Raw genomic sequence first — 15,884 nt, forward strand, 5'->3', positions numbered from 1 at the left:
TATGATACACGGCGTCAAGCTAATTAGCTAAATCCGTGGTATTTGGGGTTTTTTCATGCAAGCGTATCAGCGCGATTTCATCCGTTTTGCCATCGATCGCGGCGTTTTGCGCTTCGGTGAGTTCACCCTGAAGTCCGGGCGCACCAGTCCTTACTTCTTCAATGCCGGCCTGTTCAACTCGGGTTCGGCCCTGGCGCAGCTGGGTCGTTTCTACGCCGCCGCCATTGCCGAGAGCGGCATTTCGTTCGACGTGCTGTTTGGCCCGGCCTACAAAGGCATTCCGCTGGCGGCGACTACCGCCGTGGCCCTGGCCGAGCATCACAACCGTGACTTGCCATGGTGCTTCAACCGCAAGGAAGCCAAGGCCCACGGCGAAGGCGGCAGCCTGGTTGGCGCACCGCTGACCGGTGAAGTGCTGATCATCGACGACGTGATCACCGCCGGCACCGCCATCCGTGAAGTGATGCAGATCATCGCCTCCCAGGACGGCGCCAAGGCCGCTGGCGTGCTGATCGCCCTGAACCGTCAGGAGCGTGGCAACGGCGAGTTGTCGGCGATCCAGGAAGTCGAGCGTGACTTCGGCATCCCGGTGATCAGCATCGTTTCGCTGAACCAGGTGCTGGAATTCCTGGCGGACGATCCGCAGCTCAAGCAGCATCTGCCAGCTGTGGAAGCCTACCGCGCCCAGTTCGGCGTCTGACACACCGACCCTGTAGGAGCGAGCTTGCTCGCGAAAAACGTCAACGATAATGCGGAGTGCCTGGCAGCCCGCGTTGCTCTGGCGCCCATCGCGAGCAATCGAGCGTCGACCGGCTGCTCCTACAAGGGGCTTTTTGTTTGTGCTGTCAGTGCAGTCTTCGCCATTTTCCTATCAGTTTTAGTGCCAATCCCAGATTGAATAGCGCGAACACCAGCAGTGCCACGACGACTAGAACGTAAAGCGTGCGGTCCACATCGAAATCCCACAGATCCAGTCTGCTGCCACGCATGATTCGAGCGGCGGCCGGCAGGTTGACGTAAAAAAGTGCTGTGAAGGCGCAGGTCAGGGGCAGGGCGCAGCCGAGCAGAACGCCTGAAACCTTCTCTCGGCTACGTTTTCTGGCCAGTGGGCCTGGTTGTTTTTCATCCAGTTCCAACGCTTCATGCAATTTTGGCCATGCCAGGTTGAACATGAAGGTGGTCAGGGTCAGCAGCAAACCACTGACCGCGACGATGTCACTGAACGGCATTCAGGCCCAGTGTCCGGCACAGCAGCGCGTGGGAATCCTCGCTGATTTCGAACTGCCCGGCACTGCCTTTGCGTTTGATGATGGGTTTGAAAGTCGGCTCGTTCTGGGTGATCAGCATGTTCAGTTCATCGCGGATGACGTCCGAGCTGATCACCACCAGATACACGGTCTGCGCGTGCTCCGCAGACTCGATCACGGCTCGCATGCTGTGTTGCAGGATCTCGTCCAATTGATTGCGGAAGCGTGAAACCGTGTTTTTCAGCAGGGTTTTGCTTTGGCTCTGAGTCAGCTGGAAAATCGTCGATATCTGCGATTCGGTTGGCAGGGTCTGCCCGAAGTAGTTTTGAATCAGATACAACAAACGGTCCTGTTTTGCTTCATCGGCCCGGCTCGGCATGCCGCCTTCAACCAGCATTTTCAAATATTCAGTCAGGCTCGCCTTGGCTATACGCTGTAAGGCATGAGCAATTTCCGTGTCGGAAATCTTCAGGGTTTTCTTGACCGGTTCCTTCTGCTCCTGCTCGAAAGCCTGGGCGTCGATCGTGAACGAGATCTGCATGGCTCAGTGCCTCCGTGGCTATTTTTTGCTCGCAGGGCTGGTTGTCTCGGCCTTTTTGTTCTCGACGGATTTGTCGGTTTTTTCCGGATACGGGTCATTCGGGGCGTCGCCCTGGCCGGTCAATACTTTCCAGGCTTTGCGCGTGTGAGGGGTCTTTTTGAAATCAGGGCAGGGTGGCATTGATGTTTGCGACGGGCCTGAATACTCAAATCCGCAGTCTACGCAGGCGTAGGTGCCTGCTGAAATGTCACTGCCGTATGGAACATGGTCTTTTTGCATGGGTAGATCTCCTGTGGATGCAGGGAAGATCCTATGCAGATTGATTCCTTAATGATGTCGGACGTTTCGTTATCTGAAGTGAGGCATTTCCTGCACGCATAAAAAAGATCGCAGACTTCGTCAGCACCTACGGAAAATTCATACTTCCGTAGGTGCCGCTGAAGGTTGCGATCTTTATGACGTTCTTGAATCAGTGACGCTTGCGATTGCTGATCAGGGTGCCCACGCCGGTATCGGTGAAAATTTCCAGCAGGATCGCGTTCGGCACGCGACCGTCGATGATCAGCGAGCTGCCCACGCCGCCCTGGACCGCTTCCAGTGCGCAACGGATCTTCGGCAGCATGCCGCCATAGATGGTGCCATCGGCGATCAGGTCGTCGACTTGCTGGGTTGTCAGGCCGGTCAGGACCGTGCCCGACTTGTCCATCAGGCCGGCGATGTTGGTCAGCAGCATCAACTTCTCGGCTTTCAATGCCTCGGCGACTTTACCGGCCACCAGGTCAGCGTTGATGTTGTACGACTCGCCGTTGGCGCCGACGCCGATGGGCGCGATCACCGGGATGAAATCGCCCTTGACCAACAGGTTCAGCAGGTCGGTATTGATGCCGACTACTTCGCCCACGTGGCCGATGTCGATGATTTCCGGGGTGGTCATTTCCGGCGTCTGACGGGTAACGGTGAGCTTCTTCGCGCGAATCAGCTCGGCGTCTTTACCGGTCAGGCCGATGGCGCTGCCGCCATGACGGTTGATCAGGTTGACGATGTCCTTGTTGACCTGGCCGCCGAGGACCATTTCAACCACGTCCATGGTCGCGGCGTCGGTGACGCGCATGCCGTCGACGAAATGGCTCTCGATCGACAGGCGCTTGAGCAGGTCACCGATTTGCGGGCCGCCACCGTGAACCACCACCGGGTTGATGCCCACGGCCTTCATCAGCACGATGTCGCGGGCGAAGCCGGTTTTCAGCTCCTCGCTTTCCATCGCGTTGCCGCCGTATTTGATCACCAGTGTCTTGCCGACATAACGGCGGATGTAAGGCAGCGCTTCGGACAGGACCTTGGCGGTGTTGGCGGCGGCTTCGCGTTCGAGGGTCATTCAGGGCTCCGGGTGAATCAGAACGGTAGTTGGAGATCAGGTGCAACACGCTTCAACTGGGCGTGGAAAACGTCCTTGATGCGCTGCAATTCAGCCTCGTCATCGGCCTCGAAACGCAGCACCAGCACCGGTGTGGTGTTGGATGCGCGTACCAGGCCCCAGCCTTTGGCATAGTCGACTCGCACGCCGTCAATGGTGGTCAGGTCGGCGCCTTCGCCCCACTGCGCATCGTGCAATGCATCAATGATGCTGAATTTGCTCTCTTCGGTCACATGGATATTGATTTCCGGCGTAGAAATATCGTTCGGGAAGGTCGCGAACAACTCTTCGGCCGAGGATTTTTCCTTGCTGAGGATCTCCAGCAACCGCGCGGCGCTGTAAATGCCGTCGTCGAAACCGAACCAGCGCTCCTTGAAGAAGATGTGCCCGCTCATTTCGCCAGCCAGCAGGGCGCCGGATTGTTTCATTTTCTTTTTGATCAACGAGTGACCGGTCTTCCACATTAACGACCGGCCACCGTATTCCTTGATCAGCGGAATCAGGCGGCGGGTGCATTTGACGTCGAAGATGATTTCGGCGCCCGGGTTGCGCGCCACAACGTCGCGGGCGAACAGCATCAGCAACCGGTCTGGGTAGACGATGCTGCCGGTGTTGGTCACCACGCCGACGCGGTCGCCATCGCCGTCGAAGGCCAGGCCGATGTCAGCGTTGGTTTCCTTGACCTTGGCGATCAGGTCCACGAGGTTTTCAGGCTTGCCCGGGTCTGGGTGGTGGTTCGGGAAGTTGCCGTCCACTTCGCAGAACAGCGGGATGACTTCGCAGTTCAGCGCTTCGATCAGTTGCGGAGCGATCACACCGGCCGCGCCGTTACCGCAATCGACGACCACTTTCAGGCGACGGGCCAGCTTGATGTCCTGGACGATTTCGGTGGTGTAGCGGTCGAGAATCTCGACCTGGGTGATGCTGCCCTGGCCGCTGCTCAGGTTATTGGTCTTGAGGCGGTCGTGCAGGGCCTGGATCTGTTCGTTGGCCAGGGTGTCGCCGGCAATGACGATCTTGAAACCGTTGTAGTTCGACGGGTTGTGGCTGCCGGTGAGCATCACGCCGGATTTGCCGGCCAGTACGTTGGCGGCGTAGTAGAGCGCCGGAGTCGGGACCAGGCCGACATCACTGACGTGGCAGCCGCTGTCGGCGATGCCTTTGATCAGTTGCGCGACCAGTTCCGGGCCGGACAAGCGGCCATCGCGACCGACGGACACGTTCGGTTCGCCCTGGGCCAGGCTTTGGGAGCCGACGGCGCGGCCGATCCAGTAAGCGGTTTCGGCGTTCAGGAATTCCGGGACGGTACCGCGGATGTCGTAGGCGCGGAAGATGCTGTCAGGGAACTTGGGTGCGATTTTGGCCGGGGTGTTCATCTGTGGGAATGCTCCATCTCGAAAGTGGCTGGACAGGCCGCCGATTCACTCGGCGGCAGGTTCAAACTGAAGGGTATGACGGCGTTTTCCACAGAGAGTTCGTGGTGTGAAAGGGCCATGACGCCCCTGACGACAAGGGTTTGACCGGGCAATGCCTTGATTTTCGGAGCTAAACCTTGCAGATGACAATTTGAATTTTGTGGCGAGGGAGCCAGATCCCCCCGCCACAAGAAGAACAAGGCCGGATCAGCTGGTGCCGGTATGGCCGAAGCCGCCGGTGCCGCGCTCGGTTTCAACAAACTCTTCAACCATCTCGAAGTGAGCCTGCACTACTGGTACCAGCACCAGCTGCGCCAGGCGCTCGCCAACCGGCATGGTGAACTCGGTCTGACCACGGTTCCAGCAGGAAACCATCAATGGGCCTTGGTAGTCGGAGTCGATCAGCCCCACCAGGTTGCCCAGCACGATGCCGTGCTTATGGCCCATCCCCGAGCGCGGCAGAATCAGCGCCGCCAGGTTCGGGTCGCCGATATAGACCGACAGGCCGGTGGGGATCAGCACGGTTTCACCCGGCTTGATCACGGTGTCCTGTTCCAGCATGGCGCGCAGGTCGAGGCCGGCGGAGCCCGGTGTGGCGTATTGCGGCAGCGGGAATTCGGTACCGATGCGGGGGTCGAGGATCTTGGCTTGCAAAGCGTGCATGTAAATTAAACCTGGTTCAGACGTTCGGCGATAAAAGTGATCAGCTGGCGAGCAATCTTGCTCTTGCTGGTCTGGGCGAAAAGTGTGGCGTGAAGCTCACGATCGATGACGCTGCAGGCGTTTTCTTCGCTGTTGAAGCCAATGCTCGGGTTGGCGACGTCGTTGGCGACGATCAGATCGAGGTTCTTGTCTTTCAACTTGCGTGCAGCGTAATCGAGCAGGTGTTCGGTCTCGGCGGCAAAACCGACACTGAACGGGCGGTCGGGGCGGGTGGCGATGGTGGCCAGGATGTCCGGGTTACGCACCATCTGTAGCAACAAGCCGTCGCCGTTCGTAGGATCTTTCTTGAGTTTCTGCGGGGCGACGACTTCCGGACGGTAATCCGCGACCGCTGCCGAGGCGATGAACAGGTCGCAAGGGATCGCCGCTTCACACGCGGCCAGCATGTCGCGGGCGCTGACCACGTCGATGCGGTTGACGCGATCCGGAGTCGGCAGGTGCACGGGGCCGGTGATCAGGGTCACGCGGGCACCGGCTTCCACAGCGGCTTCGGCTAGGGCAAAGCCCATTTTTCCGGAGCTGTGGTTGGTGATGTAGCGCACCGGGTCGATGTTTTCCTGGGTCGGGCCGGCCGTAATCAGCACGTGTTTGCCGGTCAGTGCCTGACGCTGGAAGCAGTCGGCGGCGCACTGGGCCAGTTCAAGGGCTTCGAGCATGCGTCCCAGGCCGACGTCGCCGCAGGCCTGGCTGCCGGAGGCTGGGCCGAAAACCTTGATGTCGCGGCTTTCGAGGGTTTGCAGGTTGGCCTGGGTCGCCGGATCGCGCCACATCGCCTGGTTCATTGCCGGCGCGACGGCGACCACTGCGTCGGTGGCCAGCACCAGCGTGGTCAGCAGATCATCGGCGATGCCTTGGGCCAGGCGGGCGATCAGGTCCGCCGTGGCGGGGGCGATCAGCACCAGATCGGCCCATTTGGCCAGTTCGATGTGGCCCATGGCCGCCTCGGCCGCCGGGTCCAGCAGGTCCAGGTGGACCGGGTGCCCGGACAGGGCCTGCATGGTCAACGGGGTGATGAACTCTGCGCCGCCACGGGTCATGACCACGCGCACTTCGGCGCCCTGATCGATCAGGCGGCGAACCAGGTCGGCGCTCTTGTAGGCAGCGATACCGCCGCCGACGCCCAGAACAATGCGTTTCCGATACAGCCGCTGCATAGGCCTGCCTTTCAATTCGTTGGTGACATACGTGGCGAACCCCCCTCCCCAGGGTGAATTCGCCCGCAAAAAAGATGGGCTACGATATCACAGCGACCGCTACGGAACAGCGGTGCCCACAGACAGGGAGGTGCTATGAGTATTCGCGATTGGCCGGCGGCGGAACGGCCGCGGGAGAGGTTGCTTGAGCGGGGTGCGGGAAGCCTTTCGGATGCCGAATTGCTGGCGATCTTTTTACGCACCGGCGTGGTGGGTAAAAGTGCAGTAGATCTGGCGCGACACCTGTTGAATCAGTTTGGCAGCCTGCGTTTGTTGCTTGAAGCCGATCAGGAAGCGTTCAGCAAGCAGTTGGGACTTGGGCCGGCGAAATTTGCGCAGTTGCAGGCTGCGCAAGAAATGAGCAGGCGTCATCTGGCCGAGCGTGCGCGCCATAAGTCGGCACTGGAGAGTCCGCACGCGGTTCGCGAGTATCTGAAATCGATGCTGCGCCACGAGCCACACGAGGTGTTTGGTTGCCTGTTTCTCGATTCCAGGCATCAGGTACTGGCGTTCGAGACGCTGTTCCGCGGCTCCATCGACAACACCAGCGTTCATCCGCGAGAGGTGGTCAAGCGCGCCCTGGCCAACAACGCAGCGGCATTGATCCTCTGTCACAACCATCCTTCGGGCAACACCGACCCAAGTCAGTCCGACCGGGTGCTGACCAAGCGCCTGCAAAAGGCGCTGGAGTTGATTGACGTGCGGGTGCTCGACCATTTCATCATCGGCGATGGCGACCCGTTGTCGATGGCGGAGTATGGCTGGATGTGAATGATTCACTGTAGGAGCGAGCTCTGCTCGCGATGGCGGCCGGGGCACCGTTTTCATTCAAGCAGCCCTCGTCATCGTTGAAGTCCATCGCGAGCAGAGCACGCTCCTACAGGGTTTCAGCCGTTTATTTCAGGGTCGCTTTGGAGTAATCCTGCCGGCCGAACGGGCTGACCGAATACCCCTCGACATCCTTGCGCGTCAGCGCGAAGGCTGTCGGGTGAGCCAGTGGTAGCCACAGCGCCTGCTGCTGGATCTGCGCCTGGGCCTGTTCGTAGAGTTTGCTACGCACACCTTGCTCGCCGGTGGTCTTGCCGGCGCTGATCAGCTTGTCCAGGTCCTGATTGCAGTAGCGGGCGAAGTTGGTGCCAGACTTGACCCCCGCGCAGGAAAACTGCGGCGTGAGGAAGTTGTCCGGGTCACCGTTGTCACCGGCCCAGCCCATGAACAGCAAGTCGTGCTCACCGGCCTTGGCGCGGCGGATCAGTTCGCCCCATTCGATCACGCGGATTTCGGCCTGAATGCCGATTTCCGCGAGGTCAGACTGCAGCAGTTGGGCACCAAGGCTTGGATTGGGGTTAAGCAGGCTGCCGGAAGGGCGGGTCCAGATGGTGGTCTGGAAGCCGTCCTTGAGTCCGGCCTTGGCCATCAAGGCCTTGGCCTTGGCGATGTCGTGAGGGTAACCCGGCAGGCCTTTCGCGTAGCTCCAGGTGTTGGGCGGATACGGACCGTTGGCCGCCTCGGCAGTGTCTTCGAACACGGCTTTGACATAGTTGGCCTTGTCGAAGGCAAGGTTGATGGCCTGGCGGACTTCAGGCTTGTCCAGTGGCGGATGCTGACTGTTGATGCCGACGAATGCGGTCATGAACGCGTCAGTCTTTTCGACTTTCAGCGTCGGCTCTTTCAGCGCTTCCTGTACGTCCAGAGGCTTGGGCGACAGGGCGATCTGGCATTCGTTGCGGCGCAATTTCTGCAGGCGCACGTTGGCGTCCGGGGTGATGGCAAAGATCAGCGGATCTACAGAGGGTTTGCCGCCGAAGTAGTCGGGGTTGGCTTTGTAGCGAACCGAGGCGTCCTTCTGGAAGCGAGTGAAAACGAACGGCCCTGTGCCGATCGGCTGGTTGTTGAGCTTCTCGGGTGTGCCGGTCTTCATCAGTTTGTCGGCGTATTCGGCCGAATAGATCGAGGCGAAACCCATGCTCAGGGTCGCCAGGAAGGTCGAATCCGGGTGGTCGAGGGTGAAGCGCACGGTCTGCGGATCGAGGGCGTCGATTTTCTTGATCAATGCAGGCAACTGCATCGATTGCGCATGCGGGAAGCCGCTCTGGGCGACTTTGTGCCACGCATTGGCCGGGTCGAGCATACGGTCGAAGCTGAAAATCACGTCTTCGGCGTTCAAGTCGCGCGTTGGAGTGAAGTACTCGGTGCGATGGAATTTCACCTGCGGGTGCAACTTGAACACGTAGATCAGGCCATCGGGGCTGACTTCCCAGCTGTCGGCGAGGCTGGCGACCACCTTGCCACTGGCCGTGTCAAAGTCCACCAGGCGATTCATCAACACATCGGCCGAGGCATTAGTGGTGGTCAGCGAGTTGTACTGCACCACGTCGAACCCTTCAGGGCTGGCCTCGGTGCAGACGCTCAGGGCGGCGGCAAATGCCTGTGGGCTCAGCAGAAGCGGGGCGAGCAACAGCGGTAGGGCAGCAAGGCGCATGGTCGGCTTCCTATACAGGTCGAAGGCCCATCTGCAAGTGCAGTCTGGAAAAGGCTTACCCTAGTGGGCTCTTTTGCAAATGACTATCCCCTTTTTCATTTTAAGGGGACTATAGGCGACTGATTTTGCTGTGCAGCGGTTGAGCAAACCCCCTGGATGGCTCGCTGAACGATTTTCTGCGACGAGCGGTCGCCATCGACGATAGCCTTTGTCCAAGGCGCTCGGAGCCAGAAAAACGGGGTTTTTGTGAATTCAACGCACACTGAATGTTGTTGCTCTCTAGTCTTTCTGGTATAAAGCAGCGCTCTTTTCTAGGGGCCCGGTTCCTTCACTGTAGGTGTAGCCGGTAAGACCTCTAAAGAAACGCGGCGCCTGGCGCCAAATGACTGAGAGATTAAGCGGCCAACCCATGCCGGGTTGGGCATGTGGTTTTAGAGGGCTGAGGCATGTCTAGAGTCTGTCAAGTTACCGGTAAGGGTCCGGTGACTGGGAATAACATTTCCCACGCAAACAACAAAACCCGTCGTCGTTTCCTGCCGAACCTGCAGCATCACCGCTTCTGGGTTGAAGAAGAGAAACGTTTTGTGCGTCTGCGCGTATCTGCCAAAGGCATGCGTATCATCGACAAGCGTGGCATCACTGTCGTGCTGGCCGAACTTCGCCGCGATGGCAAGGTTTAAGGGAGCTAATCATGCGTGAATTGATTCGTTTGATTTCGAGCGCCGGTACTGGTCACTTTTACACTACCGACAAGAACAAGCGTACTACTCCGGACAAAATCGAGATCAAGAAATATGATCCGGTTGTTCGCAAGCACGTGATCTACAAAGAAGGCAAAATCAAGTAATTGATTTTTCCCTCTTACGAAAAAGGCCCGTATCGCGAGATACGGGCCTTTTTTGTTGTGCTTGAAAAAACGGACAGCTTTTCAGCCTGATCAAGTCATTGCGCTTCAGTGCTGAGTAGAGCGATGCATGGTTTGGCGCAAATCAATTGCCCATGGTGACATGGGTGATGATTTCGTTTTCAACCAGCAGATTGATCCGTGCGGGATTGTAGTCTTTGGTCATGATGAACCCGATGCCCCTCGGACGTACCGCCAGCCCGGTCTTGTTGGCGAGCTCTCCACGCAGCTCTTCGGAGTATTGTCGGCCGATGTACTGAATGGCTGTATCCAGGTGTTGTTTCAAATCAATGGTCATTTACCGCTTCCTTGCAATTGGTGAGTGAGCGAAATTGCTCCCGTCATCCGTCTTGGATGCCGTGAAGAAATACTGGAGCAGCTCCGGTCATTTATCACCTGTTGTACTGTGTCGCGATGTTTGCCGGGGCCCGCCCGTGAAAAAGCCCGTCACCGGGGACGGGCTTTGGGGTATTTCGATGATCTTGCTTCAAGCCTTCTGTTCAAACGCCACATAGATCTTGCGGCATGGCTCCAGCACTTCCCAGGTGCCGCGAAAGCCTGCCGGGATCACGAAGCGATCACCCACACGCAGCGTCTTGGCGTTGCCGTCGAGGTCACGTATCACGGAAACCCCCTGCACGATTTCGCAGTATTCGTGTTCGGTGAAGTTTACCGTCCACTGGCCGACAGCCCCTTCCCACACGCCGGCGTTCAATTGGCCGCAAGGGCTGTTGTAGTGGTTGTACACCGCTTGCTCGGGATCACCCTTCAGTACTTTGGTCGGATCCGGGCGATAGCGTTCGGCGGCGGTGGTGGCCTGGCTGAAGTCGACGATATTCTGGATGCTCATTGTTGTATTCCCCCGTCATTGCGGTGCGAGTGGTGGGTGTCCGGTCAGACCGGACACGGGTATCGCCAAAGTCTATGTTTATTAAAATGAACATCGCAAGGCCGTTTGCCAGTGTTATGTCAAATATATTGAAACTTCACCTGCCGCTGGTTTAGGGTGGTGGATGCCTTGGGCCGAAAAGCAGGCTGGCCGGGCAGAATTCCTGACAGCGCCCGCGAAGAACGCGGGTGTCGTATCAATAAGAGGAGGACACTCGCATGACCACCCTGACCCGTGCCGACTGGGAACAACGTGCCCGCGACCTGAAAATCGAAGGCCGCGCCTATATCAATGGCGAATACACCGACGCCGTTTCCGGCGAGACATTCGAGTGCATCAGCCCGGTCGATGGCCGTCTGCTCGGCAAGATTGCCAGTTGTGACGCCGCCGATGCCCAGCGCGCCGTGGAAAACGCTCGCGCCACGTTCAATTCCGGTGTCTGGTCGCGTCTGGCGCCGACCAAACGCAAGTCCACCATGATCCGTTTTGCCGGCCTGCTGAAACAGCACGCCGAAGAGCTGGCCCTGCTTGAAACCCTGGACATGGGCAAGCCGATCAGCGATTCCCTGTACATCGACGTTCCCGGCGCGGCGCAAGCCTTGAGCTGGAGCGGCGAAGCCATCGACAAGATCTACGACGAAGTGGCAGCCACTCCGCACGATCAGTTGGGTCTTGTGACCCGTGAGCCGGTGGGTGTTGTGGGCGCCATCGTGCCGTGGAACTTCCCGCTGATGATGGCGTGCTGGAAACTCGGTCCTGCGCTGTCCACCGGTAACTCGGTGATCCTCAAGCCGTCCGAAAAATCCCCGCTGACCGCCATTCGCATCGCTGAACTGGCTGTCGAAGCCGGCATCCCGAAAGGCGTGCTGAACGTGCTGCCGGGTTACGGTCACACCGTCGGCAAGGCCTTGGCCCTGCACAACGACGTCGACACCCTGGTATTCACCGGCTCGACCAAAATCGCCAAGCAATTGCTGATCTACTCCGGCGAGTCGAACATGAAGCGCGTCTGGCTCGAAGCCGGCGGCAAGAGCCCGAATATCGTGTTCGCCGATGCGCCGAATCTGCAGGATGCTGCCGAAGCCGCTGCTGGCGCCATCGCCTTCAACCAGGGCGAAGTCTGCACCGCCGGTTCGCGCCTGCTGGTGGAGCGTTCGATCAAGGATAAATTCCTGCCGCTGGTGATCGAGGCGCTGAAGGCCTGGAAGCCGGGCAATCCGCTGGATCCGGCGACCAATGTTGGCGCGCTGGTCGATACCCAACAGATGAATACCGTACTGTCTTACATCGAGTCCGGTCATGCCGACGGCGCCAGGTTGGTGGCCGGTGGCAAGCGTACGCTCCAGGAAACTGGCGGCACTTACGTTGAGCCGACGATTTTCGATGGCGTAAGCAACGCGATGAAAATCGCCCAGGAAGAAATCTTCGGCCCGGTACTGTCGGTCATCGCATTCGACAGCGCCGAAGAAGCCATCGCGATTGCCAACGACACACCGTACGGCCTGGCTGCTGCGGTCTGGACGGCCGACATTTCCAAGGCCCACCTCACCGCCCGCGCACTGCGTGCCGGTAGCGTGTGGGTCAACCAGTACGATGGCGGCGACATGACCGCTCCGTTCGGTGGCTTCAAGCAATCCGGCAACGGCCGCGACAAGTCCCTGCACGCGTTCGACAAATACACCGAGCTGAAGGCGACCTGGATCAAGTTGTAAGCCGTTAAGGGAGGTCTGTTGTAGAGCAGGCCTCCCGAACGACACAGATCCCTTGTGGGAGCGAGCTTGCTCGCGATAGCGGTGTAACAGTCGACTTCAATGTTGAATGTTGCTCCGTCATCGCGAGCAAGCTCGCTCCCACAATGTTTTGTGTTGTACATAAAAATATCCACAGGAGCGTGGAACATGCGTTGGGCGACTTATTTCGCCGTTTTGGCATCTGTCCTGAGTGTCGGTCTGGCCCTGGGTGTCAGCATGCCGCTGGTGTCGTTTCGCCTGGAAAGCTGGGGCTACGGCTCGTTTGCCATTGGCGTGATGGCCGCGATGCCAGCCATCGGCGTCCTGCTGGGGGCGAAAATCTCCAGCCATCTGGCGGCGCGATTCGGCACGGCCAATCTGATGCGCCTGTGCCTTTGGGCCGGGGCGATTTCGATCGGTTTGCTGGCGCTGTTGCCGAGCTATCCGATCTGGTTGGTGCTGCGGCTGATGATCGGGGTGATCCTGACCCTTGTATTCATCATCGGTGAAAGCTGGATCAATCAACTGGTGGTCGAGCAATGGCGCGGGCGGCTGGTGGCGCTGTATGGCAGCAGCTACGCATTGAGTCAGCTGGCGGGGCCGGTGTTGTTGGGCTTCCTCGGTACCGAGCATGACTATGGCTTTTGGGTGGGCGTCGGTTTGCTGATGGCGGCTCCGTTCCTGTTGCTGGGCCGCAGTGGCGCGCCGAGCAGTGAAGCCAGCAGCGTGACCCTGCGTGATTTGCTTGAGTTTTGTCGTGGCCTGCCGGCGATTGCCTGGGCGGTGTCGCTGTTCGCCGCGTTCGAGGCGATGATTTTGACGCTGTTGCCGGTCTACTGCCTGCGCCAGGGCTTCACCACGGAGATCGCTCTGGCGATGGTCAGTACGGTGGTCGTCGGCGATGCGGTGCTGCAATTGCCGATTGGTGCGTTGGCCGATCGTTTGTCGCGCCGGGCGTTGTTTACCGGCTGCGCAGTCGTCTTGCTGGTGTCGAGCCTGGCGATTCCGATGCTGATCGACACACTGCTGATCTGGCCGCTGTGGGTCTTGTTTGGCGCCAGTGCCGGTGGCTTGTTCACCTTGTCACTGATCCTGATCGGCGAGCGTTATCGCGACGATGCACTGGTGCGGGCCAACGCGCATATTGCACAGCTGTGGGGGATTGGTTGCTTGGTCGGGCCGCTGCTGGCGGGTGCCGGCAGCCAGTGGATCAACGGCCATGCGTTGCCGTTGCTGATGGCAGTGGGGGCCTTGGGCGTGCTGATTGTGGTGTCGAGGCAAGGGGCGTTTGGCGCCGCTCAGCCAGCCTGATGAGCATCGCAGAACTGTGGCGGTCGAGTCTTACAACATCTTCCTCAGCCAACCGAATTGCTCAGCCAGGCATTGAAACGCCGCCGCCAACTCCGTTTGGCGGCGCAGATAGGCATATGGACGCTGATTCCCGAAGAAAGCTCAGTCGCTGAGCTGATCGTTTTCCGCCAGCAGTCTGATCGCTGTCGTACCGACCTTGCGTACTGCGTCTTCGATCTGCGGTGTTGGCTTGGCAGCGTAGTTCATGCGCAGGCAATTGCGGTACTTGCCCGAGGCGGAAAAAATACTGCCCACGGCAATCTGTACGCCCTGGTCGTGCAATGCACGATTCAGTTTCAGGGTGTCGAAACCTTCCGGTAATTCGACCCACAGCATGAAGCTACCCTGTGGGCGACTGGCGCGGGTGCCGGCCGGGAAGTAGCGGGTCACCCAATCAATCATCATGTCGCGATTGCGCTGGTATTGCGTACGCATCCGCCGCAAATGCGGTTCGAAGTGGCCACCTTTAAGGAATTCGGCGATGGCGATCTGCGGTTGTGGCGCGGTGGATCCGGTGCTGATGTATTTCATATGCAGTACCCGTTCCAGATAGCGACCGGGCGCGACCCAGCCGATGCGCAGGCCGGGTGCCAGGGTCTTGGAAAACGAACTGCACAATAGGACGCGACCGTCCTCGTCGAAGGACTTGATCGTGCGCGGACGCGGGTAGGTGTAGGCCAGTTCGCCATACACATCGTCCTCGATGATCGCCACGTCATAGCGCTGCGCAAGCGTCAACAACGCGCGTTTGCGCGACTCCGGCATGATGTAGCCCAACGGGTTGTTGCAGTTGGGGGTCAACTGTATGACCTTGATCGGCCACTGTTCCAGGGCCAGTTCCAGCGCTTCGAGGCTGATGCCGGTCAGTGGATCGGTGGGGATTTCCAGGGCCTTCATGCCCAGGCCCTTGAGGGTCTGCATCGCGCCGTGAAAGCTCGGCGAGTCCACCGCGACAATGTCGCCGGGCTCGCAGATCGCGCGAATACTGGTGGACAGCGCTTCATGGCATCCAGTGGTCACCACCAGTTCGCTGGCACTCAACTGGCAGCCGGAATCGAGCATCAGGCGAGCGATCTGTTCGCGCAGTTCAAGGTTGCCGTGGATGTTGTCGTAATACAGGCCGGGCATGTCCTGCCGACGGCTGATTCGCGCCAGGTCACGCAGCAGCGGTTTCATGGTCGCACTGGTGATGTCCGGCATGCCGCGACCCAGTTGCACCACGTCTTTGCGCGGAACGGCGCGAATCAACTCCAGCACTTGATCCCATTGGGAAATGTCCACCGGCCGTTGGGCCGGGCGGCCGACTGCCGGCAAATCCGGCAGTTCGCGGCTGGCCGGGACGAAGTACCCCGACTTGGGCCGAGGCATGGCCAGCCCGCTGTCCTCCAGCACCCGATAGGCCTGCTGCACTGTGCTCAGGCTGACGCCGTGCTCGACGCTCAGCGCCCGAACCGAAGGCAGCCGGTCACCGGGGCGATAGAAGCCCTGTTCGATACGTGTGCCGAGCAATTCGGCGAGGTTGACGTAAAGGGTCATGGTGCAGCCTCGATAAGGGTGATTCGGTTAACCAGTACAGATCGGGCGAAAAATCGGGATTCAGTGGCGGAATCGGCAAAACTGTATGGAGTTAATACAGTTGTTTTGAATCTGTAATGCTCTTGCGCGCCCACGCATCATGGAACCTCTGGCTACCCAAGTAAACAGGAGCATCCAAGATGAACGGTTTGAGCGATGTGCGGCTGACGTTACACAGTCAGGAGCTGGCGACCGGGCAGAACAACGGCACGCGGGAGGGGGGCATGGGCAATGCGTCGTCCGGCCTGAATCGCTGGGACCGGTTCTGGCGTCGCCTGCACACGCGCAAGGCGTTGCTGGCCCTGACGGCTGACCAGCTCAAGGACATCGGGCTGACGCGGGAGCAGGCGCGGGAGGAGGGGCTGAAGCCTTTCTGGCGGATCTGAGTTTTGCGGTGTTCTTCAGGGCCTCATCGCGAGCA

At 59.3% G+C, this 15,884-nt stretch carries 17 protein-coding genes and 1 pseudogene; 7 read left to right on the forward strand and 11 right to left on the reverse strand.

All coding sequences use genetic code 11. The features are described from left to right. Positions 1-55 precede the first annotated feature (55 nt). Positions 56-700: an orotate phosphoribosyltransferase gene (gene pyrE, locus AC1RDQ_RS04845; RefSeq protein WP_034147724.1), complete on the forward strand. Its 645-nt coding sequence runs from the start codon at positions 56-58 to the stop codon at positions 698-700. 145 nt (positions 701-845) lie between these two features. Here pyrE and AC1RDQ_RS04850 read toward each other — a convergent pair whose 3' ends face one another. From AC1RDQ_RS04850 to coaBC, 7 genes and pseudogenes are all read right to left on the reverse strand, one after another. After that, positions 846-1,229, reverse strand: coding sequence for a hypothetical protein (locus AC1RDQ_RS04850; RefSeq protein WP_150812730.1), 384 nt, complete (start codon positions 1,227-1,229; stop codon positions 846-848). Further along, positions 1,216-1,788: a hypothetical protein gene (locus tag AC1RDQ_RS04855; RefSeq protein ID WP_407515841.1), complete on the reverse strand. Its 573-nt coding sequence runs from the start codon at positions 1,786-1,788 to the stop codon at positions 1,216-1,218. The genes AC1RDQ_RS04850 and AC1RDQ_RS04855 overlap by 14 nt, the downstream gene beginning before the upstream one ends. 18 nt (positions 1,789-1,806) lie before the next feature. Next, positions 1,807-2,067 (reverse strand): hypothetical protein, encoded by a 261-nt coding sequence (locus AC1RDQ_RS04860; protein WP_057712744.1) that lies wholly within the window; start codon positions 2,065-2,067, stop codon positions 1,807-1,809. Positions 2,068-2,257: 190 nt separating this feature from the next. Next, the gene (gene argB, locus AC1RDQ_RS04865) at positions 2,258-3,163 is read right to left on the reverse strand and encodes an acetylglutamate kinase (RefSeq protein ID WP_053163877.1); all 906 of its coding nucleotides are present in this window, start codon (positions 3,161-3,163) and stop codon (positions 2,258-2,260) included. A gap of 17 nt (positions 3,164-3,180) precedes the next feature. Then, positions 3,181-4,557 (reverse strand): annotated as a pseudogene (locus tag AC1RDQ_RS04870) (phosphomannomutase/phosphoglucomutase); the annotation flags it as partial. A 267-nt stretch (positions 4,558-4,824) separates the two neighbouring features. Beyond that, entirely contained in the window at positions 4,825-5,280 is a 456-nt protein-coding gene (dut, locus tag AC1RDQ_RS04875; protein WP_492586556.1) for a dUTP diphosphatase, read from the reverse strand. A 5-nt stretch (positions 5,281-5,285) separates the two neighbouring features. Next, entirely contained in the window at positions 5,286-6,494 is a 1,209-nt protein-coding gene (coaBC, locus tag AC1RDQ_RS04880) for a bifunctional phosphopantothenoylcysteine decarboxylase/phosphopantothenate--cysteine ligase CoaBC (protein WP_090452162.1), read from the reverse strand. 135 nt (positions 6,495-6,629) lie between these two features. Here coaBC and radC point away from each other — a divergent pair, with 135 nt between their 5' ends. Then, a complete protein-coding gene (gene radC, locus AC1RDQ_RS04885; RefSeq protein WP_057712747.1) occupies positions 6,630-7,304 on the forward strand; it encodes a RadC family protein in 675 nt (224 codons plus the stop codon). A 124-nt stretch (positions 7,305-7,428) separates the two neighbouring features. On the opposite strand, the gene AC1RDQ_RS04890 is transcribed toward radC, so the two are convergent. After that, the gene (locus AC1RDQ_RS04890) at positions 7,429-9,015 is read right to left on the reverse strand and encodes an ABC transporter substrate-binding protein (RefSeq protein ID WP_492586558.1); all 1,587 of its coding nucleotides are present in this window, start codon (positions 9,013-9,015) and stop codon (positions 7,429-7,431) included. Between the two features lie 446 nt (positions 9,016-9,461). On the opposite strand from AC1RDQ_RS04890, the gene rpmB reads away from it, so the two are divergent. Beyond that, positions 9,462-9,695: a 50S ribosomal protein L28 gene (gene rpmB, locus AC1RDQ_RS04895; protein WP_007975166.1), complete on the forward strand. Its 234-nt coding sequence runs from the start codon at positions 9,462-9,464 to the stop codon at positions 9,693-9,695. A gap of 11 nt (positions 9,696-9,706) precedes the next feature. Continuing rightward, entirely contained in the window at positions 9,707-9,862 is a 156-nt protein-coding gene (gene rpmG, locus AC1RDQ_RS04900; RefSeq protein ID WP_003177274.1) for a 50S ribosomal protein L33, read from the forward strand. Positions 9,863-10,004: 142 nt separating this feature from the next. Here the strand turns inward: rpmG and AC1RDQ_RS04905 are convergent, their stop codons facing one another. Further along, positions 10,005-10,217, reverse strand: coding sequence for a hypothetical protein (locus tag AC1RDQ_RS04905; protein WP_057712749.1), 213 nt, complete (start codon positions 10,215-10,217; stop codon positions 10,005-10,007). Between the two features lie 189 nt (positions 10,218-10,406). After that, positions 10,407-10,769 (reverse strand): cupin domain-containing protein, encoded by a 363-nt coding sequence (locus tag AC1RDQ_RS04910; RefSeq protein ID WP_057712750.1) that lies wholly within the window; start codon positions 10,767-10,769, stop codon positions 10,407-10,409. Between the two features lie 257 nt (positions 10,770-11,026). Here AC1RDQ_RS04910 and AC1RDQ_RS04915 point away from each other — a divergent pair, with 257 nt between their 5' ends. After that, positions 11,027-12,520: an aldehyde dehydrogenase gene (locus AC1RDQ_RS04915; RefSeq protein WP_492586560.1), complete on the forward strand. Its 1,494-nt coding sequence runs from the start codon at positions 11,027-11,029 to the stop codon at positions 12,518-12,520. 186 nt (positions 12,521-12,706) lie between these two features. Continuing rightward, positions 12,707-13,849 carry an MFS transporter gene (locus tag AC1RDQ_RS04920; protein WP_057712752.1) on the forward strand — a complete coding sequence of 381 codons (1,143 nt, stop codon included), beginning with the start codon at positions 12,707-12,709 and terminating at the stop codon, positions 13,847-13,849. Positions 13,850-13,990: 141 nt separating this feature from the next. On the opposite strand, the gene AC1RDQ_RS04925 is transcribed toward AC1RDQ_RS04920, so the two are convergent. Beyond that, a complete protein-coding gene (locus AC1RDQ_RS04925; RefSeq protein WP_218494620.1) occupies positions 13,991-15,424 on the reverse strand; it encodes an aminotransferase-like domain-containing protein in 1,434 nt (477 codons plus the stop codon). A 179-nt stretch (positions 15,425-15,603) separates the two neighbouring features. Here AC1RDQ_RS04925 and AC1RDQ_RS04930 point away from each other — a divergent pair, with 179 nt between their 5' ends. Continuing rightward, positions 15,604-15,849 carry a DUF1127 domain-containing protein gene (locus AC1RDQ_RS04930; RefSeq protein WP_090452154.1) on the forward strand — a complete coding sequence of 82 codons (246 nt, stop codon included), beginning with the start codon at positions 15,604-15,606 and terminating at the stop codon, positions 15,847-15,849. Positions 15,850-15,884 lie beyond the last annotated feature (35 nt).

This window comes from Pseudomonas sp. GW823-FHT02E01 (genome assembly GCF_058797535.1).

What these genes read in the sequence shown, in the direction of transcription:
- pyrE (WP_034147724.1), top strand. Translation starts at nt 56, where the DNA reads ATGCAAGCGTATCAGCGCGATTTCATCCGTTTTGCCATCGATCGCGGC.
- AC1RDQ_RS04920 (WP_057712752.1), top strand. Translation starts at nt 12,707, where the DNA reads ATGCGTTGGGCGACTTATTTCGCCGTTTTGGCATCTGTCCTGAGTGTC.
- AC1RDQ_RS04910 (WP_057712750.1), bottom strand. Translation starts at nt 10,769, where the DNA reads ATGAGCATCCAGAATATCGTCGACTTCAGCCAGGCCACCACCGCCGCC.
- AC1RDQ_RS04850 (WP_150812730.1), bottom strand. Translation starts at nt 1,229, where the DNA reads ATGCCGTTCAGTGACATCGTCGCGGTCAGTGGTTTGCTGCTGACCCTG.
- coaBC (WP_090452162.1), bottom strand. Translation starts at nt 6,494, where the DNA reads ATGCAGCGGCTGTATCGGAAACGCATTGTTCTGGGCGTCGGCGGCGGT.
- AC1RDQ_RS04860 (WP_057712744.1), bottom strand. Translation starts at nt 2,067, where the DNA reads ATGCAAAAAGACCATGTTCCATACGGCAGTGACATTTCAGCAGGCACC.
- AC1RDQ_RS04890 (WP_492586558.1), bottom strand. Translation starts at nt 9,015, where the DNA reads ATGCGCCTTGCTGCCCTACCGCTGTTGCTCGCCCCGCTTCTGCTGAGC.
- radC (WP_057712747.1), top strand. Translation starts at nt 6,630, where the DNA reads ATGAGTATTCGCGATTGGCCGGCGGCGGAACGGCCGCGGGAGAGGTTG.
- rpmB (WP_007975166.1), top strand. Translation starts at nt 9,462, where the DNA reads ATGTCTAGAGTCTGTCAAGTTACCGGTAAGGGTCCGGTGACTGGGAAT.
- dut (WP_492586556.1), bottom strand. Translation starts at nt 5,280, where the DNA reads ATGCACGCTTTGCAAGCCAAGATCCTCGACCCCCGCATCGGTACCGAA.
- AC1RDQ_RS04905 (WP_057712749.1), bottom strand. Translation starts at nt 10,217, where the DNA reads ATGACCATTGATTTGAAACAACACCTGGATACAGCCATTCAGTACATC.
- argB (WP_053163877.1), bottom strand. Translation starts at nt 3,163, where the DNA reads ATGACCCTCGAACGCGAAGCCGCCGCCAACACCGCCAAGGTCCTGTCC.
- AC1RDQ_RS04925 (WP_218494620.1), bottom strand. Translation starts at nt 15,424, where the DNA reads ATGACCCTTTACGTCAACCTCGCCGAATTGCTCGGCACACGTATCGAA.
- AC1RDQ_RS04930 (WP_090452154.1), top strand. Translation starts at nt 15,604, where the DNA reads ATGAACGGTTTGAGCGATGTGCGGCTGACGTTACACAGTCAGGAGCTG.
- rpmG (WP_003177274.1), top strand. Translation starts at nt 9,707, where the DNA reads ATGCGTGAATTGATTCGTTTGATTTCGAGCGCCGGTACTGGTCACTTT.
- AC1RDQ_RS04915 (WP_492586560.1), top strand. Translation starts at nt 11,027, where the DNA reads ATGACCACCCTGACCCGTGCCGACTGGGAACAACGTGCCCGCGACCTG.
- AC1RDQ_RS04855 (WP_407515841.1), bottom strand. Translation starts at nt 1,788, where the DNA reads ATGCAGATCTCGTTCACGATCGACGCCCAGGCTTTCGAGCAGGAGCAG.